This is a genomic window from Desulfurobacteriaceae bacterium (assembly GCA_039832905.1).
Lineage (GTDB): Bacteria > Aquificota > Aquificia > Desulfurobacteriales > Desulfurobacteriaceae > Desulfurobacterium.
In genome coordinates, this window is sequence record JBDOLX010000051.1 from 1 (window position 1) to 22400 (window position 22400).

28 protein-coding genes are annotated in these 22400 nt (G+C 37.2%); 1 reads left to right on the plus strand and 27 read right to left on the minus strand.

Going from position 1 to position 22400, the window contains the following annotated elements:
- From ABGX27_03635 to amrB, 16 genes are all read right to left on the minus strand, one after another.
- The coding region (locus ABGX27_03635) for a hypothetical protein (protein MEO2068582.1) at positions 1 to 328 on the minus strand (328 nt) is incomplete at its 3' end.
- Positions 291 to 1091: a flagellar basal-body rod protein FlgG gene (gene flgG, locus ABGX27_03640; GenBank protein ID MEO2068583.1), complete on the minus strand. Its 801-nt coding sequence runs from the start codon at positions 1089 to 1091 to the stop codon at positions 291 to 293. The genes ABGX27_03635 and flgG, both read right to left, overlap by 38 nt.
- A gap of 9 nt (positions 1092 to 1100) precedes the next feature.
- Positions 1101 to 1817, minus strand: a complete 717-nt coding sequence (locus tag ABGX27_03645) for a flagellar hook basal-body protein (GenBank protein ID MEO2068584.1) — start codon at positions 1815 to 1817, stop codon at positions 1101 to 1103.
- On the minus strand, positions 1817 to 2323 hold the full coding sequence (gene fliN / locus ABGX27_03650) for a flagellar motor switch protein FliN (protein ID MEO2068585.1): 507 nt from the start codon (positions 2321 to 2323) through the stop codon (positions 1817 to 1819). The genes ABGX27_03645 and fliN overlap by 1 nt, the downstream gene beginning before the upstream one ends.
- Positions 2241 to 3275 carry a flagellar motor switch protein FliM gene (gene fliM / locus ABGX27_03655; protein ID MEO2068586.1) on the minus strand — a complete coding sequence of 345 codons (1035 nt, stop codon included), beginning with the start codon at positions 3273 to 3275 and terminating at the stop codon, positions 2241 to 2243. The genes fliN and fliM overlap by 83 nt, the downstream gene beginning before the upstream one ends.
- Before the next feature lie 16 nt (positions 3276 to 3291).
- Positions 3292 to 4344 carry a flagellar motor switch protein FliG gene (gene fliG / locus ABGX27_03660; protein ID MEO2068587.1) on the minus strand — a complete coding sequence of 351 codons (1053 nt, stop codon included), beginning with the start codon at positions 4342 to 4344 and terminating at the stop codon, positions 3292 to 3294.
- A 17-nt stretch (positions 4345 to 4361) separates the two neighbouring features.
- Positions 4362 to 4868 (minus strand): YqhA family protein, encoded by a 507-nt coding sequence (locus tag ABGX27_03665; protein MEO2068588.1) that lies wholly within the window; start codon positions 4866 to 4868, stop codon positions 4362 to 4364.
- Between the two features lie 3 nt (positions 4869 to 4871).
- A complete protein-coding gene (locus ABGX27_03670) occupies positions 4872 to 6245 on the minus strand; it encodes an ArsB/NhaD family transporter (GenBank protein MEO2068589.1) in 1374 nt (457 codons plus the stop codon).
- Positions 6245 to 6919, minus strand: a complete 675-nt coding sequence (locus ABGX27_03675) for a hypothetical protein (protein MEO2068590.1) — start codon at positions 6917 to 6919, stop codon at positions 6245 to 6247. The genes ABGX27_03670 and ABGX27_03675 overlap by 1 nt, the downstream gene beginning before the upstream one ends.
- A 30-nt stretch (positions 6920 to 6949) precedes the next feature.
- Positions 6950 to 7807 carry an AAA family ATPase gene (locus ABGX27_03680; protein ID MEO2068591.1) on the minus strand — a complete coding sequence of 286 codons (858 nt, stop codon included), beginning with the start codon at positions 7805 to 7807 and terminating at the stop codon, positions 6950 to 6952.
- A gap of 3 nt (positions 7808 to 7810) precedes the next feature.
- Positions 7811 to 8395 carry a ribosome biogenesis GTP-binding protein YihA/YsxC gene (yihA, locus tag ABGX27_03685; protein MEO2068592.1) on the minus strand — a complete coding sequence of 195 codons (585 nt, stop codon included), beginning with the start codon at positions 8393 to 8395 and terminating at the stop codon, positions 7811 to 7813.
- Positions 8395 to 8949, minus strand: a complete 555-nt coding sequence (locus tag ABGX27_03690) for a TlpA disulfide reductase family protein (protein MEO2068593.1) — start codon at positions 8947 to 8949, stop codon at positions 8395 to 8397. Before ABGX27_03690 ends, yihA begins: the two co-directional genes overlap by 1 nt.
- A 1-nt stretch (position 8950) precedes the next feature.
- Positions 8951 to 9877, minus strand: coding sequence for a thioredoxin-disulfide reductase (gene trxB, locus ABGX27_03695; protein ID MEO2068594.1), 927 nt, complete (start codon positions 9875 to 9877; stop codon positions 8951 to 8953).
- 3 nt (positions 9878 to 9880) lie between these two features.
- Positions 9881 to 10207, minus strand: a complete 327-nt coding sequence (trxA, locus tag ABGX27_03700; GenBank protein MEO2068595.1) for a thioredoxin — start codon at positions 10205 to 10207, stop codon at positions 9881 to 9883.
- A gap of 1 nt (position 10208) precedes the next feature.
- Positions 10209 to 10478: a metalloregulator ArsR/SmtB family transcription factor gene (locus tag ABGX27_03705; protein ID MEO2068596.1), complete on the minus strand. Its 270-nt coding sequence runs from the start codon at positions 10476 to 10478 to the stop codon at positions 10209 to 10211.
- Positions 10479 to 10521: 43 nt separating this feature from the next.
- Complete coding sequence (gene amrB, locus ABGX27_03710) at positions 10522 to 11325, minus strand: AmmeMemoRadiSam system protein B (protein ID MEO2068597.1); 804 nt, start codon at positions 11323 to 11325, stop codon at positions 10522 to 10524.
- Positions 11326 to 11397: 72 nt separating this feature from the next.
- Here amrB and panD point away from each other — a divergent pair, with 72 nt between their 5' ends.
- Complete coding sequence (gene panD, locus ABGX27_03715; protein MEO2068598.1) at positions 11398 to 11781, plus strand: aspartate 1-decarboxylase; 384 nt, start codon at positions 11398 to 11400, stop codon at positions 11779 to 11781.
- A 45-nt stretch (positions 11782 to 11826) separates the two neighbouring features.
- On the opposite strand, the gene ABGX27_03720 is transcribed toward panD, so the two are convergent.
- Genes ABGX27_03720 through ABGX27_03770 form a run of 11 tightly spaced genes read right to left on the minus strand, consistent with a single transcriptional unit; the run spans position 11827 to position 22396 of the window.
- Positions 11827 to 12924 carry an inositol-3-phosphate synthase gene (locus ABGX27_03720; protein MEO2068599.1) on the minus strand — a complete coding sequence of 366 codons (1098 nt, stop codon included), beginning with the start codon at positions 12922 to 12924 and terminating at the stop codon, positions 11827 to 11829.
- The gene (locus ABGX27_03725; protein ID MEO2068600.1) at positions 12925 to 13308 is read right to left on the minus strand and encodes a hypothetical protein; all 384 of its coding nucleotides are present in this window, start codon (positions 13306 to 13308) and stop codon (positions 12925 to 12927) included. It lies immediately after the preceding gene.
- A gap of 1 nt (position 13309) precedes the next feature.
- Positions 13310 to 14050 carry a tol-pal system protein YbgF gene (ybgF, locus tag ABGX27_03730; GenBank protein MEO2068601.1) on the minus strand — a complete coding sequence of 247 codons (741 nt, stop codon included), beginning with the start codon at positions 14048 to 14050 and terminating at the stop codon, positions 13310 to 13312.
- Positions 14050 to 15126, minus strand: a complete 1077-nt coding sequence (locus ABGX27_03735; GenBank protein MEO2068602.1) for a nitronate monooxygenase family protein — start codon at positions 15124 to 15126, stop codon at positions 14050 to 14052. Before ABGX27_03735 ends, ybgF begins: the two co-directional genes overlap by 1 nt.
- The gene (locus tag ABGX27_03740; protein ID MEO2068603.1) at positions 15127 to 15618 is read right to left on the minus strand and encodes a DUF523 domain-containing protein; all 492 of its coding nucleotides are present in this window, start codon (positions 15616 to 15618) and stop codon (positions 15127 to 15129) included. It lies immediately after the preceding gene.
- On the minus strand, positions 15611 to 16828 hold the full coding sequence (locus ABGX27_03745) for a pitrilysin family protein (protein MEO2068604.1): 1218 nt from the start codon (positions 16826 to 16828) through the stop codon (positions 15611 to 15613). Before ABGX27_03745 ends, ABGX27_03740 begins: the two co-directional genes overlap by 8 nt.
- Entirely contained in the window at positions 16828 to 17478 is a 651-nt protein-coding gene (gene purN / locus ABGX27_03750; protein MEO2068605.1) for a phosphoribosylglycinamide formyltransferase, read from the minus strand. The genes ABGX27_03745 and purN overlap by 1 nt, the downstream gene beginning before the upstream one ends.
- A complete protein-coding gene (gene purM / locus ABGX27_03755; protein ID MEO2068606.1) occupies positions 17475 to 18509 on the minus strand; it encodes a phosphoribosylformylglycinamidine cyclo-ligase in 1035 nt (344 codons plus the stop codon). The genes purN and purM overlap by 4 nt, the downstream gene beginning before the upstream one ends.
- Positions 18510 to 18521: 12 nt before the next feature.
- Positions 18522 to 19493: an HD domain-containing protein gene (locus ABGX27_03760; GenBank protein MEO2068607.1), complete on the minus strand. Its 972-nt coding sequence runs from the start codon at positions 19491 to 19493 to the stop codon at positions 18522 to 18524.
- A gap of 32 nt (positions 19494 to 19525) precedes the next feature.
- Positions 19526 to 20941 (minus strand): NADH-quinone oxidoreductase subunit N, encoded by a 1416-nt coding sequence (locus tag ABGX27_03765; protein ID MEO2068608.1) that lies wholly within the window; start codon positions 20939 to 20941, stop codon positions 19526 to 19528.
- 9 nt (positions 20942 to 20950) lie between these two features.
- Complete coding sequence (locus tag ABGX27_03770) at positions 20951 to 22396, minus strand: NADH-quinone oxidoreductase subunit M (GenBank protein ID MEO2068609.1); 1446 nt, start codon at positions 22394 to 22396, stop codon at positions 20951 to 20953.
- Positions 22397 to 22400 lie beyond the last annotated feature (4 nt).

Sequence of the window (22400 nt, forward strand, 5' to 3'; positions counted from 1 at the left end):
CTTTTACAAAAGGAGAACCTTTCACAAGAATATTTAGAGATATCTTATTGTCTTTTAAAAACTCAAGAACCTTTTCCTTCAATAAAGAGGCAGGTAAAACCCGCTCCTTACAGGGAGAAGGCGCAGGTAAAATGTTGATATCAGAAAGAACTAACTTTTCTACTTGTGTTCCTTTAATGACTGCTACGTCTTTTAGAGTAATTCTTTCACTTTCAATATTTGCTTCTGGCTTTACAAAAATCGTAGCTCCAAAAGAATTTGTAAAAAAAAATACAAAAAAAAGTAAAAGCTTAAGACTTAAGCGTTGCAACAGTTCTAAGCATTTCATCTGCTGTTATTATTCCCTTAGAGTTAATTTCATAAGCTCTTTGGGCAACGATTAGGTTAACCATTTCCTCTACAATATTCACGTTTGAAGCCTCAAGAAAACCTTGTGTAAGCTTTCCAAATCCGTCGGTATTAGGATCCCCTTCTATCGGATCACCGGAAGCTTCAGTTTTTACAAGGAGATTTCCACCAATAGCCTTTAGTCCTGCGGGATTTATAAATCTATAAAGCTTTATCGTTCCAGCTTCTTCAGTTGTCTGTTCTCCTCCTGTGTTCCTAACAACGTAAACCTCTCCATTAGGACTTATTGAAATGTTTACAACAGTTTCAGGAGCTGCTATCTGTATATTTGGAGAAAGCTTATAACCTTCCGGGGTAACTATAAAACCTTCTTCGTTAAGCTGAAAGTTTCCTGCTCTTGTGTAAGCTTCTCCTCCACCAGGAAGTTCTACCTTAAAGAATCCTGCTCCCTGAATCGCAACATCTAAAGGCTTATCTGTCTTTATGAGGCTTCCCTGAGTAAATATTTTACTAACGTCAGATACCTTTACACCAAGACCTATTTGAATTCCTGATGGAACCCTATTCTCCTCTGAACTCATTACACCAGGATCTCTAATATCTTGGTAAATTAGGTCTTCAAAGTTAGCTCTAGACTTTTTAAAACCTACTGTGTTAACGTTTGCAATATTGTTAGAAATAACATCAAGATTGGTCTGCTGAGCTTCCATTCCCGTAGCTGAAGTCCATAAAGCTCTTAACATAACATCCCCCTAAACCTTTCCTATCTCATTGCTCTTGGTGTTAAGTTCGTCAAGTCCTCTTATAAGGGTTCCATACATCTCAAACCTTCTTTGGGCGTTTATTAGTTCAACCATCTCTTTAACAGGATCTACATTTGAAGATTCTAAATATCCTTGCAGAACATCTGCAACAGAAGGTTGAGGATCTTCTGAAGACTCGTAGTAGCTGTCCCCAACAGGCTTTACAGAGTTAAAGTTAACTATTTTTAAAACTGCTACTTTTCTATTCCCTTGATATACAGTACCGTCTTTTGAGACATAAACAGACTCTTCTGGATCTAAAACTATTTCTTTATCAGTTATATCAAGTACAGGATTTCCTTTGGAATCGACAAGCCTTCCCTTAGAGTCAATAAAAAAATGCCCATTTCGTGTATAAACCTCTTTATCTTTCACTTTTACTGTAAAGAAGCCTTCACCTTTTAAAGCTAAATCCAAAGGATTATCCGTTTTTCTAAGACTCCCCTGTTCTAATATAACGTGAGTAGTTTTAAACCTCGGAAAAATCAAAAGATTATTGGCATCTCCTTTATTTTCTGGAATATGCTGAGACATCTCTTCTTCAAAAATCTTTTTAAAACCTGGAGTATTAACGTTTGCAATGTTGTTAGTAATAACATCAAGTTGTTCTATCGCCCTTTTACCCCCCGCTGCAAGGACGTAGAGAGCTTGAACAGTTAAAGCCATTACTCTTCCTCTAAGAGTTTTATTCTTTCTTCTGGAGTTATTATCTGTACTATCTTTATACCATAGTTCTCCTTTACTGTGTACAACTCTCCCTTTGCTACCAGTTTACCATTAATTTTTATATCTACCGGTTCTTGGATATACCTATCAAGTTCAACTATACTATTTGGATGGAGTTTCAAAATCTCTTCTAAGGTCAAGCTTGTGCTTCCTATTTCCACACTTATCTCTAACGGAATATCTCTCAGGAGTTTTAACTTTTCATCTCCCTCGGTTTCTGTGTCGCTACTATCACTGTCGCTAACCTTATCTGAATCTCCAGCTCCTTGTCCTTCTTGCTGTTTAAGTGCCTCTTCCCAGGCACTCATAATGTCTTCTTGGGAAGAATCACCTTCCTGTTCTTGTCCCTGTTCTTGTTGCTCCTTAAGAGCTTCTTCCCACTCCTTCGCTAGAGCTTCCTGATCTTGATTCTGATCCTGATTCTGGTTCTTTTCCTCTTCCGCCATTACTTTCCCCGTTTACGTAGTCAACTATAAGTGCAGCGAATTTCTCCTTGAGTTTACCTAACTTGGCTATAAACTTAGGTTTATCCTCTACATAAAAGGATAGCAAATCTCCCTTAGAAACGTTAAGCATAATAGTATCACCAACTTTCCACTCTAAAACTTCTCCTAGCTTTACCCTTTTTTTAGCAAGCTCCAAAGATAAACGAAGTTTTGTCTTTAAAAGTTTCTTTTCAAGGTGACTTTCCCAAACTGGATCTTTCTCTGCAAACATGTTTTCGGAAAAGATAAGTTCTTTGATAGGCATAAATAGTCCCTGCGGAAAACAGAAAAAGAAAGGAGCTTCATATCCATCTATATCCATAGAACACTCAACAACAATAACTTTTTCATTTCCTGAAACAATCCTAGCAAGAGCAGGGTTTAACTCTATTGAGCGAAGCTCTAGTTCTACAGGAAATGCATCCTGCCAAACCCTTTCAAACGTTGATAGAGAAATATCCACTAAATCCTGGATTACTCTCATTTCCAGCTTTGTAAATTCTCTACCTTCTATCTTAAAGGGTTGAGCAGGACCACCAAAAATTACGCTTATTACAACAAAAACAAGACGTGAATCCAGAACAAAAAGAAAGTTATCTTTTAGAGGTTTCATGGAAACGATACTATAACTGGCAGGCATGGGAATCTTTACCATAAAATTGTTGAAACGGGTGATATAAACCGATTCCTTCGAAATCATACTTACCTGAGGAACAAGTCTCCTTACCTCTTCTCCAAATATCTTCACCCATCTTTCAAGAAGAAGCTCTAAACCAGGAACACCACCTTTCTTTATATGTTCAAGCTGAGAAAAGTCAAAAGGTCCTACTTCCGACTTTTTCTCTTTCTCACCAGGAGAACTATCCCCCAAAAGAGCGTCTATTTCTTCTTGTGAGAGGAACTCTTCTGCCACCTATCCTCCAGCTAGATTAAACAAATTCCTCAGAACCACCTAACTCTATTTTTCCTTCTTCTGCAAGCTTTTTAATTATAGCAATAACTCTTTTCCTTGCTTTCTCTACGTCCGATTTTTTCACAGGACCAAGAGCTTCTAAATCCTCTAAAAACATCTGTGATGCACGTTTAGACATATTTGAGAGGAACTTATTAAGAATTTCTTCAGGTGCTCCTTTAAGGGCAAGAATAAGGTCATTCTTATCAACCGCTTTGAGAATTTCAATAATAGCTCTGTTATCAAGCTTGATAATGTCTTCAAATTTAAACATCCTCTCTTCAATTGCATCTGCAAGAGATGGATTTTCTTTTCTTACATCGTCCAGAAGTTCTTGGGCAACTTCTTTAGGAAGGTTGTTAACAATTTCAGCAGCTATGTCTATACCACTTAGAGTTTGCTCCTTGCCAGCTCCAACAGAAGCAAGTTCCTCTTCTAATGCATCAGTAACAATTTTGAGAGTTTTAATGGAAACCTTTTCAAGCATTGCAAGTCTTTTTATAACTTCCTCTCTTACGTTTGTAACTCCAAGTCTTTTTGGTAAGTACTGGACCACCTCTGCAGCTTTCATAGGTTTTAGTTGAGAGAGTATTATCGCTATTATTTGGGGGTGTTCTTTCTCTATAAGTTTAGCAATGAACTTTGCGTCCATTTTTTGAAGTTCATTAAATATCTCTTTACCAGATTCAGTCATTATGGTTTCTTCAAGGAGCTTTTGAAGCTTCTCAGGTGGAAGAGCTTTCTCAAGAAGTCTCTTAAGCTCTTCAGGAGCAGTTCTCAAAGGAGCAATTTCAACAAGCTCTTGATAAGCCTCTTTTAAAACAAGCTGAACCATATCTTTCTTTATGGTTCCTAAAGTCAAAATTGTTTTTGCCAATTTGTTAAGTTCATGTTCTTTTAAATTCTTAACAACGTTAACTGCTACATCCTCCGGCAAAGTCAAAACCAGTATAGCAGCCTTCTGAGCACCTGTAATTCTTTCCGTCTTCCGTTTTTCCTTCTCTTGCTTTTGTTCTTTTTCTTCCGGCATACCTTATCCCTTAAAGTTCAGTGATGCTTGTGGCTAAAGTAGAGTGCTAAAGCAAGCATTAAAACTCCTGCAGCTAAGTATAAGGTTTCAACTGGAGTATCGTACTTTATGTGTATAGCATACTTAAAGAAAGTAACAATGAGAACCATTAAAACAACTTTTGCAAGCTTTTCCTTTAGATCATCAAGAGTGTGAATTGCAAGAAGTTTTGAAGATCTTTCATCATTTTCAGCTTCATCTATTTTACTTACGAAAAGTTCATATAGACCTAAAGAGAAAATTATTAAAACGGTTGCTATGAGGTAAAGGTCAACGGCTCCTATGATTGATCCAACAAGTTTCTTATGATCTTCTGCTGAAATGTGGAAATTATTATGGAAAAGGTGTTCTACAGGTTCCAATATCTCAAAAGAAGCAACTATGAAAAGAGATAATGCTGCAAGGAGAGAAAATATTACTGCAAAGAGAACCATTAGTCTCGTTCGCCATAAAAAACCTTCAAAAACTCTTTCAATTAGCTTCATTTTCTAGATACCTCCAAATAGGGTATGTTCCACGTAGAATAAAAGTAAAGCAACAACAACTGTAACTACTGCAACCGGTGTTCCATATTTCATAAATCTGAAGAAGTCTATTTTGTACCCGTTTCTTTCTGCAATATCAGCAGTAACGATGTTAGCAGAAGCTCCAATAATTGTGAGGTTTCCACCGAGACACGCTCCAAGAGCTAACGACCACCACAGTGGATCCATTACATTTCCCATTTGGGTTTCCATACCCTTTAGAACGTAAGCCATAGACATAGTAAATGGAATATTATCTACAAATCCAGAAATAATAGCTGATGAGAACCCTACAATTAGAATCCCTTGATGGATATTATCGCCAATCTCTTTAATCAACCAATTGGCTGCTGTTTCAAACACTCCATTAACTTCTAAAGCCCCAACAACCATAAAGAGCCCCATAAAGAATATGAGAGTAGTCCACTCAACTTTTTCAAGTATCCAAGCGGGCGATAGACCACTGATTAGAGCCAAAATCGTAGCCATAAATAGAGCAATTACTCCTGGTTCCAATCCCAAATTATGTCCAACAATAAATAGAAGAATTGTTATTACAAAAATTCCAACAGATTTCTTCATTAATTTTCTATCAAGCAAAGACTCATCAACTTTACCAGATAAGATCTCTTTAAGTTCCTCAGGAGAGGCCTTTGCTTCTAAAAATCCTCCTTTAGCCATCATAAAGTGCATAACAATAAGACCAAGTATAAAGGCAATCGTAGCGTAAGGTGCTACTTCTATTAAGAAGTCATTAAAGGTTTTACCTGCAATACTTCCAATTATGATGTTTGGTGGATCTCCAATCAAAGTTGCAGTACCACCAGTGTTTGAAGCAAGAACTATAGCGATTAGGTAAGGAATAGGATTGAGTCTTAACTTTTCAGCAATGTTAATCATTACAGGTGCCATGAATAAAACCGTTGTAACGTTATCAAGGAATGCAGAGAAAACAGCGGTTAAAAGAGAAAACACCCAAAGAACCTTTGTTGGAGAACCTTTCGTAATCTTTACAGCTTTTGCAGCTACAATGTGGAAGAAACCACTTTTACCCATAACTGTAACTATGTTCATCATTCCAAAAAGGAGCAAAATAGTATTCTGGTCAATAGCTTCCCAAGCTTTTTCTGGAGTAATTACTCCTATTACCAAGACTAATGATGCTCCAACCAAAGCAGCAATAGTCCTGTGAAAGAACTTCTCAAGAAGTATCATCGCGTAAGTGGCTACAAATAGTAAGATGGAAAGTTCAGCAAGCTGAGTTTGTGTTAGGTGAATGTTTAAGGCTTGTAACAGTCCTCCCACTGTTTCGTGGCCACTTTCCATTCCGTGTCCCATCACTCCTCCCATGCCCTTAGTAAATCTTTAGCTGCACTTAAACTTCCTTCAGTAACCTTCCCAGAAATCATTATAGCAATTTCTTTTTCAATTTCATCTTTGCAAATCTCCTTTACATTCACTATCCCAGTCTTTTCTTTTTCTACTTTGAAGACTTTATCGGCTACTGCTACAACTTGTGGAGAATGGCTTACAGCAACTACTTGAAGTCTTTTAGAGATTTCTTTCAATTTTTTAGCAACCATTGAAAGAACTTTCCCAGACATACCGGTATCTATCTCATCAAAGATAGTTGTTCTCTTATTTTCTCCAATCAAGCTTAAAACAGAGAGAAGAAACCTTGAAAATTCACCTCCTGAAATAGATTTATCTAAAGGTGAAAGAGGAAGCTTTGGATTTCCAGAAAAGAGAAATAGAACGGAATCTATGCCAGTAGGGCTGAAGTCTTCCAGTTTTGAAAACTCTATTTCAAACCTTGCAGAGTCCATTCCAAGCTGAGAAAAGGAGAAAGCTAGATATTCTTTTAGTTTCTCGGCCCCTTTCTTTCTACGATCCGAAATCTCTAAAGCAAGCTTTTCAAGTTTCTTTTCTAATATTTTCTTTTCTCTTTTTAATTTTTCTATTTCAAAGTCAAGATTTTCCAAAGTTTCTAGTCTTTTTTTAGCTTCTAGCAAAAACTTTTGTATATCTTCATAAGAACTGCCCTACTTTCTCTTAAGCTTTTCTATCTCGTAAAGTCGGCTTTCAATTTCCTCTAAAGAAATTTCCTCTTCTGGAACTTGAAAACCTTCTTCTATTTCAGTGTAAACGCTTTCTATTTCATAGTAGATATTATTCAGCTTCTCTAAAAGGTCTTCTCTATGTTCTAAACGTTCAAGCTCCCTTATCAAAGCCCCAAGCCTTTCAAGGACAGAAAACTCTCCCTCATAGAGAGAAACTTTTGCAAACTCCTTAAACGCCTTTATTTTCTCAGCGTTAGAAACCAGTTCCTTTAGCTTTAAAAGTTCTTCTTCTTCTTCTGGAGAAAAATTTACTGCTTCTATTTCTTCGACTTGAAAACGTAGAATGTCAATTTCCCTATTCTTTGACTGTTCTTCCAGCATCAGTTTTTCAAGTTCTTCCTTTTTCTTCTGATATTCAGAATAAAGTTTTTTATACTCTTCAAGTAACCCTTTAGTTCCAGAAAAAAAGTCAAGAAGCTCAAGCTGATATGAAGGTTTCAAAAGTTCTATTGATTGTCTTTGGGACTGAAAAGCCAAAAGCTCTGAAATTTTTTCCTCTACAATTTTTTGAGGGACTCTCATGCCGTTTAGGAAATACCTTGAACGTCCCCCTTTCATTTCTCTTCTTATAAAGACTTCCTCATCGCCTAGCCTAAATACAGCTTCAACGAAAGTCCCATCAGTTGCAAATTTTGCTTTCTCTCCTTTAAGAAAATTTATAGAGGAAAGGAGCAAGGACTTTCCTGCTCCAGTTTCTCCAATTATAACGTTAAGACCTTTTGAGAATAGAAGTTCTGCCGAAATACCACCAAAGGAAAAAAGTCTTAACTCCTCTATCATAGTTTAAGCTTTTAAGAAGTTATCTATCTCCTTGAGAAGTTCTATCCTTCCTTCTCTAGTTTTTGCCGAGAAAGGAATTATTTTAAGGCTTTCATCCTTAAATCCTTCTTCTATTCTCTTTTTAAGTTTCTGCCTTTCTGAAGTTTTTAACTTATCCACTTTGGTAGCAACTACTACGTAAGGAATACCATAAAAATCTAACCAGTCCTTCATTTGCATATCTTTCTCTGTAGGTCCTATCCTACTATCAACAAGAAGAAAGATACCTTTCAGAGTATCCCTACTCTTGAGATACGTTTCTATTAACTCTCTCCACCTCTTTTGCTCTTTTAAAGGGACTTTCGCAAAGCCGTATCCAGGTAAGTCAACCATAAAAAACTTATCATTAACAAGAAAGAAGTTTATGGAACGAGTCTTTCCTGGTTCAGAGCTGACTTTGGCAAGTTTAAAATTGTTTGCGAGAGTGTTCAAAAGAGAAGACTTACCAACGTTTGACCTACCGACAAAAGCAACTTCCCTATACGGGGTTTGAGGTAAGTCTTCTGGAACATAGACAGTTTTATAAAGCTTTACTTTCCTTATCCTCATCACTTCTCGCTTAAAAGTTCCTCAACTGCTTTTTCAAAAAGGTAATCGTATTGAGGAGTATATCCAACGTTAAAGTATCTAATATAACCTTCCTTATCTATAATGAAAGTTTGAGGAATTGCATCGGTTTCTGTAATGTAGGCGTATTGATACCAAGTATTTTCATCAGGAATAACAACCGGATAGGATATTTTCATTTCCTTCACAAAACTTTTAAGTTCAGATGGAGACTTCCCAATATAATCAACACACAAACCTATAACTTCTATTTTTCCATTGTACTTCTTGTAAAGATTCTCAAGGAAAGGCATCTCTGCTTTACAAGGATCACAGAAGGTACCGAAAAACTGCAATATTACAACTTTCCCTTTAAAGTCTGAAAGTTTAATATTTTTCCCATCTACACTTTTAAAAGAAAAGTCGTGAGCTTTTAACCCTACTGTTTCATTTGAAGAACTCTCAGCTACTTTCTGAGGACCCTGAGCTTTCTCTTTTCCACATCCAATAAAAGAAACGAGAGAAAAAATTAAAGCAGCAGCTAGGAGTTTCCTCATCTTATCCTTCCTTTTCCTCAAGGTATTTTGTAGCAGACATTGCAGCAACAGCTCCATCAGCAGCAGCTGTTACGACCTGCTTTAAAGGTTTATGTCTTACATCTCCAGCAGCAAATAGTCCTGGGGTTTTTGTTTTCATTTCTTCATCAGTAATAATGAAGCCCTGATCTGTCGTATCAACAAGGTGAGCAACAGGCGCAACGTTAGGCTCATTACCAATAAAGATAAATACTCCGTCAACTTTTAACTCAGAGAGTTCTTGAGTTTGAGTGTCCTGTAGTGTAAGAGATTCAACAAACTGCGTACCGTTGATGGAAACCACCACTTTATTAAGAACTGGTTCTATTTTCTCGTTATTCTTTACTCTATCCTGAATAATTTTTACAGCTCTAAACTTATCTCTTCTGTGGATGAGGTAAACCTTTTTAGCAAACTTTGTTAGGTACAAAGCTTCTTCAAGAGCAGAATCTCCACCACCAACAACAGCCACTATCCTGTCCTTAAAGAAAGCTCCATCGCAAACTGCACAGTAGGAAACACCTCTTCCGATAAACTCATTTTCACCTTTAACGTTTAATTTCCTTGGAGTAGAACCAGCAGCCCAGATTAACGTTTTACCTTTAATTTCTTCACTTTCTGTTTTAATGACAAAAAGATCCCCTTCAACCTCTACACCTGAGACTACTTTTCCACTTTCTATAACAGCTCCAAACTTTTCAGCATGTGCTTTAAATTTCTCAGAAAGTTCAAAACCTGTAATACCATCAAGAAAACCTGGATAGTTTTCTATCGCTTCTGTAATAAGAAGTTGCCCTCCTGGCATCATCTGATCAAGTATCAAGGTCTCAAGCTGTGAACGACCGGCATAAATGCCGGCAGCCAGTCCTGCAGGACCAGCCCCAACAATAATAACATCCCAAACTTTCATTGATTACTCCCCTAAAACTCTCTCAATCATACTTTCAAAAACAGCTTTTGGTTGAAGTCCTACCTTAACGTCAGCCACATCTCCGTTTACAAAGAGCATAACTGTTGGAATTCCTCTAATACCGTACTGCATAGCAAGCATTGGAAGTTCATCTGTGTTTACTTTAAAAACTTTTATCTTCCCTGCATACTCCTCAGCAAGTTCATCAATCGTTGGAGCAAGCATTCTACAAGGTCCACACCAAGGTGCCCAAAAATCTACAAGAACTGGCACATCAGAAGCCAAAACTTCCCTTTCAAACTCTTCCATAGATTTAATTTCTTGAGCCATACTAACCCTCCTCTGATAAAAGTTTGATTATTTCTACAACCCTAGGATTTTCCACTTTATAACAAGTTTTTACTCCATCCTTTCTGAAAGAAATAATTCCTGCGTTTTTCAAGATATTAATATGCTGAGAGACTGTTGGTTGGGGAATTCCAAGCTTCTGCCAAATTTCCTTTACACACTTTTCGCCGTCAGAAAGATACTTAACAATCTTAACTCTTGTAGGATGTCCAAGAGCTTTTAGTATCTCAGCTACCCTCTCGCAATCCGTCACGCTAAATTTCCCTCCTCAGAATTTATAGTGAATTGTATCATAATTAATATATGATTATGCCAGCATAACCTACTACTTGGGAGTAATCACCATTTACATCTCCAGAAGTTCTATACATAACAAGCTCTGCACTTTTTGCCCCGAGAAGCTTAGCAGCAATAATTCCAACTGTTGCAGGAATAACTCCACACATAGAAATGTTGTAGTTTAAAACTCTACTGTAAAGCTCTTTCTCATTAAGCTCCAAGATTGCTTCTATAGCTAAAGAATCCTTTTCTTTTGCCTCCTCTTGAGAGACATAATGTGAAAAGTCTGTACTTATAACTATTAAAGCATCCCTATTCTTAACGGCTTTTGCAAGGACTTCTCCAGCTACTAAACAGTCCTCAAAAGAGATATACTGATAAACTATAGGAACAATGGATAAGTCTTCACGAAAGTTTGAACAGTATTGTAAAAAGGGAACTTGAACCTCTAAGGAATGCTCGTATATGTGAGCATCGGTATTAATTGAAAAGGGATTGTTTTCTGATAGATAAGAGGTTATTTCTTCATTTACCGGAACTTCACCTAAGGGCGTTAACCAGAAACCTCCAGGATATACAGAAACTGGATCCCCCAGTCCTGTATGATTTGGTCCCATGATAACGTTTAAAGGAGGAATTTCCACTCTACTATAAGTTTCCCCTGCAACTTTTCCAGAGAAAATGTACCCTGCATGAGGAACAACAATTGCCTTTGCCTTAACCCTCAAGGTATCTTTTCGGCAAAAGGAATCTAAATACATTAAAAGTTCATCCTTTGTTCCTGGATAGAACTGTCCTGCTGCCGCCGGATATCTAACCATTTCCTCCCTCCAAGCAAAACTTCAATTTTTAAACTATATTTACCCTTGACAAATTTCAAAAGAGGTACGGCGATGAAAAGGATTATGTTTAAATCAAAAATCCATAGAGCTACTGTAACAGGTGCCGACCTTAACTATGAAGGTAGTATTACAATAGACTCAGAACTTTTAAAGCTATCAGATATTCTTCCTTACGAGAAAGTTGATATTTATAACATCACAAACGGCGAAAGGTTTTCTACATACGTGATACCAGGCGAACCTGGAAGTGGAGAAATATGTCTTAACGGGGCTGCAGCAAGAAAGGTACAAAAAGGGGATAAAGTAATAATTGTTTCCTACTGTGAAGTTGATGAGGAGGAATTAAAAGACTTTTCTCCAATTGTGGTTTTAGTAGATGAAGAAAACAAACCTATGAAGATAACACGAACAAGCGGTCAAACACTAGAGTTTTAAAAAATTGTGAAGAAGAAAGAGGAGGAAAAGAGAATTCCTCCTTCCTTATCTTTCTATTTCTCCTTTAATAAACTTCTCAACGAGCTCTTTCGCCTTCCAATCAGGATATTGAATTGGTGGATGTTTCATAGTGTAAGCAGAAATTGAGTAGAGAGGTCCACCTATACCCCTATCAAGGGCAAGTTTTGCACATCTTATAGCATCTATAGCAGAGCCAGCACTGTTTGGAGAATCTTCAACAGAAAGTTTTAACTCTATGTACATAGGAACATCACCAAACAGTCTTCCTTCAAGCCTTATGTATGCAATCTTGTTATCTTTAAGCCAAGGAACGTAATCACTTGGTCCAATATGAATATTGTTATCCTCTATCTCGTACGGAATTAAGGATCTTACAGCTTCTGTCTTTGATACTTTCTTTGTCTTTAATCTTTTCCTTTCAAGCATGTTTAGGAAATCAGTGTTCCCTCCAAAGTTCAACTGATAAGTCCTATCTATTGGAACTCCTCTATCACTCATTAAGGTGGCAAGGACTCTGTGAGTAATTGTAGCTCCAACCTGAGATTTTATGTCATCTCCTACAATTGGTATTCCTTTTTCTTTAAACTTTCTAGCCCACTCTTCGTCAGATGCTATAAAAACGGGAATACAGTTCACAAAAGCACAACCGGCTTCAAGGGCACACTGTGCGTAAAACCTTGTAGCTTCCTCTGAACCTACCGGTAGATAGTTAACGACAACCTCTGCTCCACTTTCCTTTAAAACTTTTACAACATCAACAGGTTCTTTATCTGCAGGAACAAATCGTTGGTCTTCCGGATAATCAAGCATATGCTCAGCAAAACCATCCATAATAGGTCCCATCTGAACTTCAACACCCATCTTAGGAACGTCCTTACAGAAAACAGTCGTGCAGTTAGGTTTTTCAAAGATAGCTTCACTCACATCTTTACCTACTTTTCTCGCATCTATATCAAACGCTGCAACAACCTCTATATCCCAAGGTTTATAACCACCAATATCGTAATGCATTAAACCTGCAATTTCTTCTTCTTTTTTTCCTTGATAGTAATAAATCCCCTGTACTAAGGAACTTGCACAGTTTCCAACCCCAACTATTGCTAACTTTACTCTTTTAGACATCTATTCTCCTCCCTTTTTATACTTATCAGCAAGATGCTTAAACTCTTTTATTTTACCACCGATATCTTCAAGAATTTTTACCATTTCATCCACTATCTTAGGATAGTTTTCTGCCAAACTCTCTACAATCTCCTGTATTATCTTCTCCCTTTCTTCTTCTGAAAGGTAATGCTTGTTCTTTAAAGCATCTTCTATTAAAGCCATTTCAAGAAGTCCTAAGGTTAAAAGTAAAGGGTTTAGATTCTCCGCCTTAAACCTTTGCCTTAAGAAACTGTTTATCTGATCATAATTACTGTCTGGACGGTACTTAGAAATTTCTAAGTTAATCCAAAGATCAACTCCCCTGTATGCTAATCCTTTTATAGCTCTTTCATCTATATTCATCCTATTTCTCCATTTCCATAAGTTTAGCTTTTGCTATTCCAGCTTCTGGAGTATTTGGATATTTATCTATAACTTCCTGAAGAGTTTCTTTAGCTTTTTCTATTTCACCTAATCCTTTATAGCAAAGGGCAAGTTTCAAAAGAGCAGCAGGAACTTTGTTTGCATCAGGGTACCTATCTATAACCTGTTTAAAGTAACTAGCTGCCGTTTCATAGTCGTTATGGGAATAGTAGATTTCCCCTATCCAGTAAAGGGCATTATCTGCCAACGGACTATCAGGGTACTCCTTAACAAGACGGTCAAAGATTTGTTTAGCAGTTTCTAAATCTCCCGACTCCATCGCGTTAAAAGCTTGCTTGTAAAGATCCTTATCTGAAACTTGAACAACTTCTCGTGGTTCTGAAACTTCCTCAGTTGTAGTAGTAGTTACCGTAGGCTTAAGTGTTACCAAAGGAGAAACAGTTATTGTAGATACTACATTCTTTACCTCTTCCAACTCTGTGGACAAACTATCTACTTTCCTCTTTAATTCAAAAGTTTCCTGTTCATCTTTTGCTACCTTGTCTTCAAGTTTTGCTACCCTTTCCTCTACGGAAGATATCTTTTTCTCGTTCATATTCGCTTGTACCTTGAGAACATCTATCTCTTTTTTGAGCTCTGCTATCTGAGCTTTTAATAGTCCCGTATCCTGAGAACAACCAACAATTAAGAAAGATAAGGGAATTATCAATAACTTTTTCATCAATTCCCCCCAAAGTCTAAATTTTTCACCCCTAGTTCCTCCTCACATTCAGTTACAAGTTCATTTATAAGTTCATCAACGTGATACATCCTGTTAACTTTTCCAACGTTGCTACCAGAGAATACAAGTCCATCTACAACGTCTCCTGCTGCAGATTTTAAAAGAGCTTCTGCTATGCAGTAAATAGAATCAGGACCTACACAGGTTTTTAAACAATTGTAAGGACAACCATGAGGAATTCTTCCTTCTTTTTCCAATCTTTCTGTAAATGGATTTCTTACTGCATGGGCTGGCATGCCAACGGGACTTTTTATGTAAATAGAATCTTCTGGTTTTGCCTGTATTATGTAATCCTTAAATCCTTGTGCTACATCACATTCATAGGTAGCAATAAATCTTGTTGCTAGTTGAACACCCTTAGCCCCCATTTCAAAAGCTTTAGCCATGTCCTTCCCATCAAATATGCCACCTGCAGCTATTACAGGAATGTTTTTAACAGCTTTAACAATATCCGGTAAAACTTTCCACAAGTTATCCATAGTTCCAAGATGACCACCGGCTTCTCCACTTTCAACGATTATTGCTGCTGCTCCAAGCCTTTCTGAAAGGACTGCTCCTTTTGGAGTAGCAACTATTTCAATAAGTGGAACATCAAAAAGATTACAGATCTTAAAAACATCTTTCCCAAAACCTGCTCCTTGAATAATTACATCTGCTCCTGCATCAATAGCTGTCATCAAGAGTTCGTAAAAGTGGGTAAGAGCGTACATAATGTTAACGCCAATAATTCCATTTGGAGCGAGCTCTTTTGCTTTCCTTATCTCCTCTGCAAGTTCCCAAGCATAGTGATAAGGCTTTAAACCTAGTTTTTCTACTTCTATTCCTTTACAGGTGGTTTTCTTTGGCTTTGACCTATCCTTTTCGTGAAGAAGAACTGCAGAAATTACTCCAATACCTCCCGCATTCGCAACAGCAGCAGCAAGTTTATGAAGGGAGACTTTTGATCCCATCCCGCCTTGAATGATTGGATATTTGGACTTTAAGTTTTTGATCTGTAGCTGTGGCAACCTGCTCATTTAGTACTCCCTTAACATTTTTTTTATAAGCTCGATATCTTCTGAGCTCATAATTTTAAACCCTTCTTTTTCTAAGAGGGCAGCAGTAACTCCCATTCCCTCTTTTAAAGAATCTTCCTCGAATCTATAAATTTTTTTTACACCACAAGAAGGACTTTTTTCTTTTAGTATACACGCTTTAATCTTTCCTTTCAAAAGTTTTGCCAACTTCAATGTCTCTTTTGCTCCTCTTAGAAAATTCTCTGTTACATCCAATCTTTCTCCAACAACTGTAAAAACTTTTCCCTCTCCCTTCAAAACACTTCTTCCATCCTTACCAAAGATTTTTGCTGGAGGTCTTGGTGTTGGTAGTCCTCCAAGCTGTTCAGGACATACAGGTATAACCTTTCCTTCTTTAAAAGCTTTTACCAAAATATCACACTCATTATTCTTACCGTTATACTTACAGTTAATTCCAACAAGACAAGCACTTACTAGAAAAAGTTTACCCATCCTTTACAACCACCATGTGGTAAGGTTCAGATGCTATTCTTTCTGCTACTTCCTTTAGTTTAGACACAGAAACCGAATCTATAAGTTCAAGAATTTCCTTATCAAAAGAAGCTTTTTTACCCATTACTTCCCAGAAACCAAGATACCAAGATTTTTTCATTCTCGTTTCGTGGTCAAGTCCAAAGTTACCTTTAAAAAACTCTTTCGCTCTCTTCACACTCTCAGGAGTTATAAACTTTACAAGGTTTTCTTTTAATTCTATTAGAGCTTTTTTGACCTCCTCTTCCTTTTCTTTTGAAGTTCCAATATAGAAGAAAAGTCTTCCTGCACACTTTCTTGATGGAAAAAGAGAACCTGTCGAGTATGCAAACCCTCTTTTCTCCCTTAGCTCTTGAAAAAGAACAGACCCTATACCTTCTCCAAGCAAAGTATTTAAGAGTTTATAGGCAGCATAATCTTTACCAAAAACTGACGGAGCATTAACAGCAATCATAATAAAGCTTTGATGTGAACCTTCCCTCTTTACAGTAACCTCTCGGTTAGACTCTATCTTTTTTTCAAAGTTCAAACTTTCCTTTTTCTCCTTTGTCTCCAAGTTCTCTAAAAATTCAACTATTTTTTCTTTTTCCTTTTTGTTTAGTTTTCCACTAAACGAAAAGACAGTCCCCTTTAGTAAAAAAAGATTTTTAAACCAACTTTTAACATCTTCAAGGTTTATGTTTTTTACACTTTCTTCTGTTCCATACGCTAAAGCTTCGTAAGGTGTTCCTCCATAGGTCAAAAAGGTCATCCTTTCAAAAGCAAGGGCAAAAGGATTTTCCTTCCTCGACCTAATTGCTGCTAAAAGAGTTTCTTTCTCAACGGAAAAACTATCTTCCACAAAGCCAGGAGCTTCTAAAACTTCCTTAAAAAGCTCTAAATATTTATCCAACCCTTCAGGAACAATCTGAAACCTTACATTTAGGTAATCGTTAGAAACATCAGGAACAAAAGGTGTTCCGTAAACTTCCTGTATCTTAGAAAATTCCAGTGTGTTTCTTTTTAAACTCCTCTTAAAAGCAGTTTTCAAGGAAAGAGAAGTTATTCCTGCTTTTTCTACCGGTTCAAAAGCACTTCCTCTTGGAACAAAAACGCTACATGCCAAAATATTTACCCCTTTTAGCTGACTAAAAATTACCTTTAGACCATTTCGAAGTTCTAAAACTTCCATCAAAAATCCTCTAAAGCAGGAACTACTGGTAGTTTTGTGTAATCAGCATCTTTTACGATAACTTTTCTACCCTGAATCTCTATTCTACCGTCAACAAACCACTTAACGGCTTGTGGATAGATTTTATGTTCAAGTCTTAGTATTTTTTCCGACAAGGTTTCTTTAGTGTCATTGGGAGAAACAGGAACAGCCGCCTGAATTATTATAGGACCAGTATCTACTCCATTATCTACAAAATGGACAGTTGCCCCTGAAACTTTTACCCCAAACTTTAAAGCCTTTTCGTGAGGTTTTAGCCCGGGAAAAGAAGGTAAAAGAGTAGGATGGATATTCATTATTTTATTTTGAAAATTATCAACAAAAATTTTAGAAACCACCTTTTTGTATCCAGCCAAACATACAAGTTCCACGTCAAGATATTTCAATATAGACACAACTTTTCTGTCGTAATCCTCCCTTGAAGGAAAACTATAAGGGTCTACGTATATCCAGTTAATGCCTAGTTTCTCAGCCCTATCTATAGCCTCTATGTTTTTCCTATCAATTATAAGAACAGCAACTTTAGCATCTATCTTTCCGTCAATACATGCTTTTGCAATTGCTTCAAAGTTCGTTCCTCTTCCAGAAGCTAAAACAGCAATATTCATCATACAATTACCACCTTACCAGAACCTTCCCTTATCTCCCCTATAACGTAAACGGTTTCTCCTTCTCTTTCTAAAATCTCCTTGGCTTTGTCAACATTTTCCTTGGATACGACAAGACACAAACCTATTCCCATATTGAAAGTCTTAAACATCTCATTCTCTTCTACGTTCCCCTTCTCCTGAATGAACTTAAAGATAGGTAGCACTTTCCACGTTCCTTTCTTTACTACAGCATCAACGTTCTTTGGCAAAATTCTTACTAAGTTTCCAGGTATTCCTCCTCCAGTAATATGAGCAATTCCCTTAACTTCAACTTCTTCTAAGAGTTTAAGAATCGGTTTTACATAAATCTTTGTAGGAGTTAAAAGAACTTCGTAAACTTTCCCGTTAAGTTCCTCAACAAAGCCATCCACTTTTAGCTTCAAAATTTCAAAGAAAAGTTTTCTAACAAGTGAATAACCATTACTGTGAATACCACTTGAAGCAAGACCTAAAATAACATCTCCAGGTTTTACCTTTTCTCCTGTTATGAACTTTTCTTTATCAACAATTCCAACAACAAAACCTGCAAGGTCATATTCTCCATCATCATAAAAATCTGGCATTTCTGCCGTTTCACCACCTATTAAAGCACACCCAGCAATCTCACATCCTTTGGCAATTCCTTTTATTACAGTTGCTGCTGTTTCTACAGAAAGTTTCCCGGTAGCAAAGTAATCAAGAAAGAATAAAGGTCTTGCCCCTACCGTAAGGATATCGTTAACGCACATTGCAACAAGGTCTATACCAACCGTATCATGAACATCGGCCATCTGTGCTACTTTTAGCTTAGTTCCGACTCCATCTGTTCCAGAAACAAGAACTGGTTCTTTAAATCCTTGTGGAATAAGGTATCCAGCCCCAAAGCCACCTATTCCAGCAAGAACATTTTCATCAAAAGTTTTTTTCGCAAAAGGTTTAATCAAATCAACAAGCTTCTCTCCAGCTTCTATATCCACCCCTGAATCTTTGTAGGTAAGACCTCTCTTCTCCATGAAACTTCTCCTTTAGTCGTAGTTAAATTCTCCGTCAAAGTAGATAGGAACTTCAAAGGCAAAGTGTTTCCTTGTCCAGCCCTTACTTTCTCCAAGTTCTCTTTCTATATGTTCTTCAAATCCTTTAACCCTTGAGTCAAGAGCATCTGCAAAAGCTAAAGTCACGGCTTCAAGAGTTTTTGGTTTCTTCGGGGAACCGTGCTCATACTCACCGTGGTGGGCCAAAATACAATGAAGAAGCTTTACCTTTAAATCCTTTGGAAAGCCTTCTATTTTGTCTATTGCTTTTGATACAAGTTCACAGCTTATGTAAAGATGTCCAAGGAGAATTCCTTCAGTTGTCCTTAAAATAGAAACATCAACATCGTATTCGTAGACTTTTCCAACATCGTGAAGGATTGCAGCAGAAATCAGTAGGTCTCTATCTATACTTTTATACCTTTTGGCAACGGTTTCACAAACTTCAACTACCCCCAAGGTGTGCTCCAAAAGTCCACCAATACAGGCATGGTGAATCGTCTTCCCTGCCGGAGTTTTTAAGAACTTCTCAACAAACTCATTATCATAAAAGAAATTCTCTAAAAGCTTTTTTAGGTATGGGTTCTGAATACTTTCTATAATCTCCAAAAGCTTTTCAAACTGTTCATCTATATCAAAGCGGCTTTCGGATATAAACTTTTTCGAATTAAATTCTCCAGACTCGGCTATTCTAACTTCTTTAAGTTTTGGTTGAACGTTTCCTTGAAATATTTCAACATGTCCTGAAACAAAAACAACATCTCCCTTCTTGAAAACTGTAAGGTCTGCATCTTTTGGAGGTTTCCACCAAAGGGCAGTTAAAGCTCCTGTTTTGTCTGATAGAACTACCCTTAAGTAAGGTTCTCCCGTTCTGTGTCTTTTAATTTCAACATGTTCTACCACGTAATATCCTTGGAACTCGGTTCCTACCGGTAAACTCAGGAGGTCTCTTACGTAGACGTCCACTTTTTCTCCTTATTGTTTTTTTCGTAAGGGAATTATAACCCTACTTTCAGGAGAAAATCACGGGACACATCAAGGACTGGATTTATGAAGATACCAAGAACAATCAATATAACAGCCATTATAGATAAGGGGATTACTATAAATTTCTTAGATGAAAGATTATTTATTGGTTCTTTCAAAGTAGGTTCCTCTAAATACATCTGTTTAGCAATCCATATATAGTAAGCAACAGAGAAAGCACTATTTAAAAGACCAATCAGTGCAAGCCAAACCATTCCGGCATCGACTGCTGCAGCAAATACAAAAACTTTACTGATAAACCCTGCCATTGGAGGGACACCTGCTAAAGAAAGGAGAAATATTAAAAACAAAGCTGCCAAAATGGGTTCCCTTTTCCCAAGTCCTTTGTAGTCATCCATTGTCCTTGCACCCCAAACGTAAAGAAAAACAGCAAAACACAAGAAAGCTGCTGTTTTCATGAAAATGTAAGCTACTGAGTGATAGACAATACCCGTTACACTTAGAGGAACAGATAAAGCAGCAAAGGCTATAAGTGTATAGCCTGTATGGGCAACTGAGGAGTAAGCTAAAATTCTTGAAACCCTTTTCTGAGCAAGGGCTAAGAGGTTACCAACCGTCATCGTAATAGCTGCAAGAAGCGCAAAGATAAAAGTCAAATTGTTAGAAATTGCTGGAAGAGCTTCATAAATAACTCTCATAAGAGCTATAAAAGCTGCACTCTTTGATATACCTGTAAGAAGAGCTACCACTCCAGGGCAAGCTCCATCGTAAACATCCGGTCCCCAAAAATGGAAAGGAAAAACAGTAAGCTTAAATCCAAAACCTGCTAAAATAAAAATAGCTGCTAAAAGTATTAAAGGATCCTTAAACAAGTTGTTTGCTAGTACCTCAAAGTTAAAGCTTCCTGTAATTGCATAAAGTAGGGAAACTCCAAAAAGCATTACACCTATTGCCAAAGCACTACTGAAAAAGTACTTAACTCCAGCTTCTAAAGATTTGTCATCAAAAGAAAAGAGAACCATTAGATACGTAGGCATAGCCATAAGTTCCATGGCAATAATTAGTGAAACAAAGTTGGTACTTGAAATTAACAGAAGAGCTCCTGCAGTTGAAATAAGAAGGGAGGCAATAAGTTCATTTACGAATCTATTCTTTTGCAGAACCCAATAGATGACCAGCATTGTCATCCAAGAAGCAATAAGTATTAAAAATCCGATGAACCTTGAAACTGCGTCTGTAGTGAAAAATTCCACAAGGATTTTTCCACTGTCTTGGGATAGGCAAATCAAGAAACCGGCCAGTATATAACCAACACTTGAGATGATAGATCCTAAAATTCCAGAAATCTTAAATATCCTATTAATTACTGGCAAGAAAGCTCCTGTAAGGGCAAGTATTAAAACCCCAGCTAAAAAGTTTATATTCACCTGAACCTCCTATTTAAAAAGTTGTGAAAGGGTATCAACACTTAGGTTATAGACATCAAAGACAACAGAAGGAACAATTCCAACAAGGATAAAGGCAAGTATGTACATTGCAAGGGGTATATTTTCTATTAGGCTAAGTTCTTTTAGGCTACTTAATCCCTTAAAAGAGTCTTTGAGAGGACCAAAAACAGCTCTTTGAAGCATCCACATAAAGAACCCAGCACTTAAGGCACTCGCTAGGGGAACGATAATCATAATCCACCCGTAGTATTCAAATGCAGAAACCATTACGGTAAGTTCCCCAACAAAACCTGCAGTTCCAGGGAGTCCAACAGCTGCAAGAACTCCAATTACAAACATTGTCATAAGAACAGGAATCTTTTTCATAAGTCCACCAAGCTCAGAAATGTACCAAGTATGGGTTTTGTGGTGGATATAACCAGCAACCATAAAAAGAAGAGAAATTATCAAAGCGTGTCCTACCATTTCGTAAATTGCTGCAGATATTCCGCTTGCCGTAAGAACAGAAAGTCCCAACAGAACAAATCCCATATGGTTGATACTTGAATAAGCAACCATTCTTTTAATGTGATCCTCGGCAAGCGCTCTAAATCCCGCGTAGAAAATTGTCAAAACAGCTATAAAAGCCATAAGAGGGGCAAAAAATTTAGATTCTTCAGGTAGAACAAATAATTCCCACCTCAAAAGACCATAAGCTCCCATTTTCAAAAGAAGTCCTGCCAAGAAAACGGAAATTGGAGAGGGGGCTTGAACGTGAGCATCGGGAAGCCAAGTATGAAAAGGAACAATAGGCATTTTTACAGCAAACCCTATGAACATTAAAATCCAAACAAGCTTTGCAACACTTGTATCTAAAGAAACCCCTGCTAAGTTTAGAAAGTCAAATGTGTGTGTATTCAGAAAAAGAACAACTATTCCAAGAAGGAGGAAAACGCTTGCAAGATGGGTGTATATGAAAAACTTCATAGCTGCGTAAATTCTGTTTTCTGCTCCCCAAATACCAATGTGGAAGAACATCGGAACAAGAGTAAATTCCCAAAAAATAAAGAACCAAAGAAGATTAAGAGAGACAAAAACTCCAACCATAGGTCCAAGGAACAATAAAATTAGGAAAAAGTAAGCTCCACTCTTTTCTACGTTCCAAGAGGAAAGGGTCACTGTAATAGCTAAGAAAGAAGTAATCACTAAAAGAACTAAGGAAATGCCATCAACTGCAAGGTGGAGATTAAAGTCAAGAGGAGGATAAATAGGATAGAATTCTTCGAAAGCAAAACCACTACCCGGGTATTTTACTACCAAGTATGTAGTGCAAAGTGCCAAAAAGAAGGAAACAGCAAGAGAAATGTATTTTGGAAGGTCTTTACTTATCTTCTCTGCTAAGTAAGCAAATGGCGCTGCAATGACTGGAACTAAAATCATACTAAGAAGAACCATTTAC

What these genes read in the sequence shown, in the direction of transcription:
- ABGX27_03670 (MEO2068589.1), bottom strand. Translation starts at nt 6,245, where the DNA reads ATGGGACACGGAATGGAAAGTGGCCACGAAACAGTGGGAGGACTGTTA.
- amrB (MEO2068597.1), bottom strand. Translation starts at nt 11,325, where the DNA reads ATGGTTAGATATCCGGCGGCAGCAGGACAGTTCTATCCAGGAACAAAG.
- panD (MEO2068598.1), top strand. Translation starts at nt 11,398, where the DNA reads ATGAAAAGGATTATGTTTAAATCAAAAATCCATAGAGCTACTGTAACA.
- fliN (MEO2068585.1), bottom strand. Translation starts at nt 2,323, where the DNA reads ATGGCGGAAGAGGAAAAGAACCAGAATCAGGATCAGAATCAAGATCAG.
- purN (MEO2068605.1), bottom strand. Translation starts at nt 17,478, where the DNA reads ATGATGAATATTGCTGTTTTAGCTTCTGGAAGAGGAACGAACTTTGAA.
- ABGX27_03665 (MEO2068588.1), bottom strand. Translation starts at nt 4,868, where the DNA reads ATGAAGCTAATTGAAAGAGTTTTTGAAGGTTTTTTATGGCGAACGAGA.
- ABGX27_03725 (MEO2068600.1), bottom strand. Translation starts at nt 13,308, where the DNA reads ATGAATATAGATGAAAGAGCTATAAAAGGATTAGCATACAGGGGAGTT.
- ABGX27_03740 (MEO2068603.1), bottom strand. Translation starts at nt 15,618, where the DNA reads ATGGGTAAACTTTTTCTAGTAAGTGCTTGTCTTGTTGGAATTAACTGT.
- ABGX27_03745 (MEO2068604.1), bottom strand. Translation starts at nt 16,828, where the DNA reads ATGGAAGTTTTAGAACTTCGAAATGGTCTAAAGGTAATTTTTAGTCAG.
- ABGX27_03690 (MEO2068593.1), bottom strand. Translation starts at nt 8,949, where the DNA reads ATGAGGAAACTCCTAGCTGCTGCTTTAATTTTTTCTCTCGTTTCTTTT.
- ABGX27_03735 (MEO2068602.1), bottom strand. Translation starts at nt 15,126, where the DNA reads ATGAGCAGGTTGCCACAGCTACAGATCAAAAACTTAAAGTCCAAATAT.
- ABGX27_03680 (MEO2068591.1), bottom strand. Translation starts at nt 7,807, where the DNA reads ATGATAGAGGAGTTAAGACTTTTTTCCTTTGGTGGTATTTCGGCAGAA.
- flgG (MEO2068583.1), bottom strand. Translation starts at nt 1,091, where the DNA reads ATGTTAAGAGCTTTATGGACTTCAGCTACGGGAATGGAAGCTCAGCAG.
- fliG (MEO2068587.1), bottom strand. Translation starts at nt 4,344, where the DNA reads ATGCCGGAAGAAAAAGAACAAAAGCAAGAGAAGGAAAAACGGAAGACG.
- trxB (MEO2068594.1), bottom strand. Translation starts at nt 9,877, where the DNA reads ATGAAAGTTTGGGATGTTATTATTGTTGGGGCTGGTCCTGCAGGACTG.
- ABGX27_03770 (MEO2068609.1), bottom strand. Translation starts at nt 22,396, where the DNA reads ATGGTTCTTCTTAGTATGATTTTAGTTCCAGTCATTGCAGCGCCATTT.
- ABGX27_03645 (MEO2068584.1), bottom strand. Translation starts at nt 1,817, where the DNA reads ATGGCTTTAACTGTTCAAGCTCTCTACGTCCTTGCAGCGGGGGGTAAA.
- purM (MEO2068606.1), bottom strand. Translation starts at nt 18,509, where the DNA reads ATGGAGAAGAGAGGTCTTACCTACAAAGATTCAGGGGTGGATATAGAA.
- ABGX27_03720 (MEO2068599.1), bottom strand. Translation starts at nt 12,924, where the DNA reads ATGTCTAAAAGAGTAAAGTTAGCAATAGTTGGGGTTGGAAACTGTGCA.
- trxA (MEO2068595.1), bottom strand. Translation starts at nt 10,207, where the DNA reads ATGGCTCAAGAAATTAAATCTATGGAAGAGTTTGAAAGGGAAGTTTTG.
- ybgF (MEO2068601.1), bottom strand. Translation starts at nt 14,050, where the DNA reads ATGAAAAAGTTATTGATAATTCCCTTATCTTTCTTAATTGTTGGTTGT.
- yihA (MEO2068592.1), bottom strand. Translation starts at nt 8,395, where the DNA reads ATGAGGATAAGGAAAGTAAAGCTTTATAAAACTGTCTATGTTCCAGAA.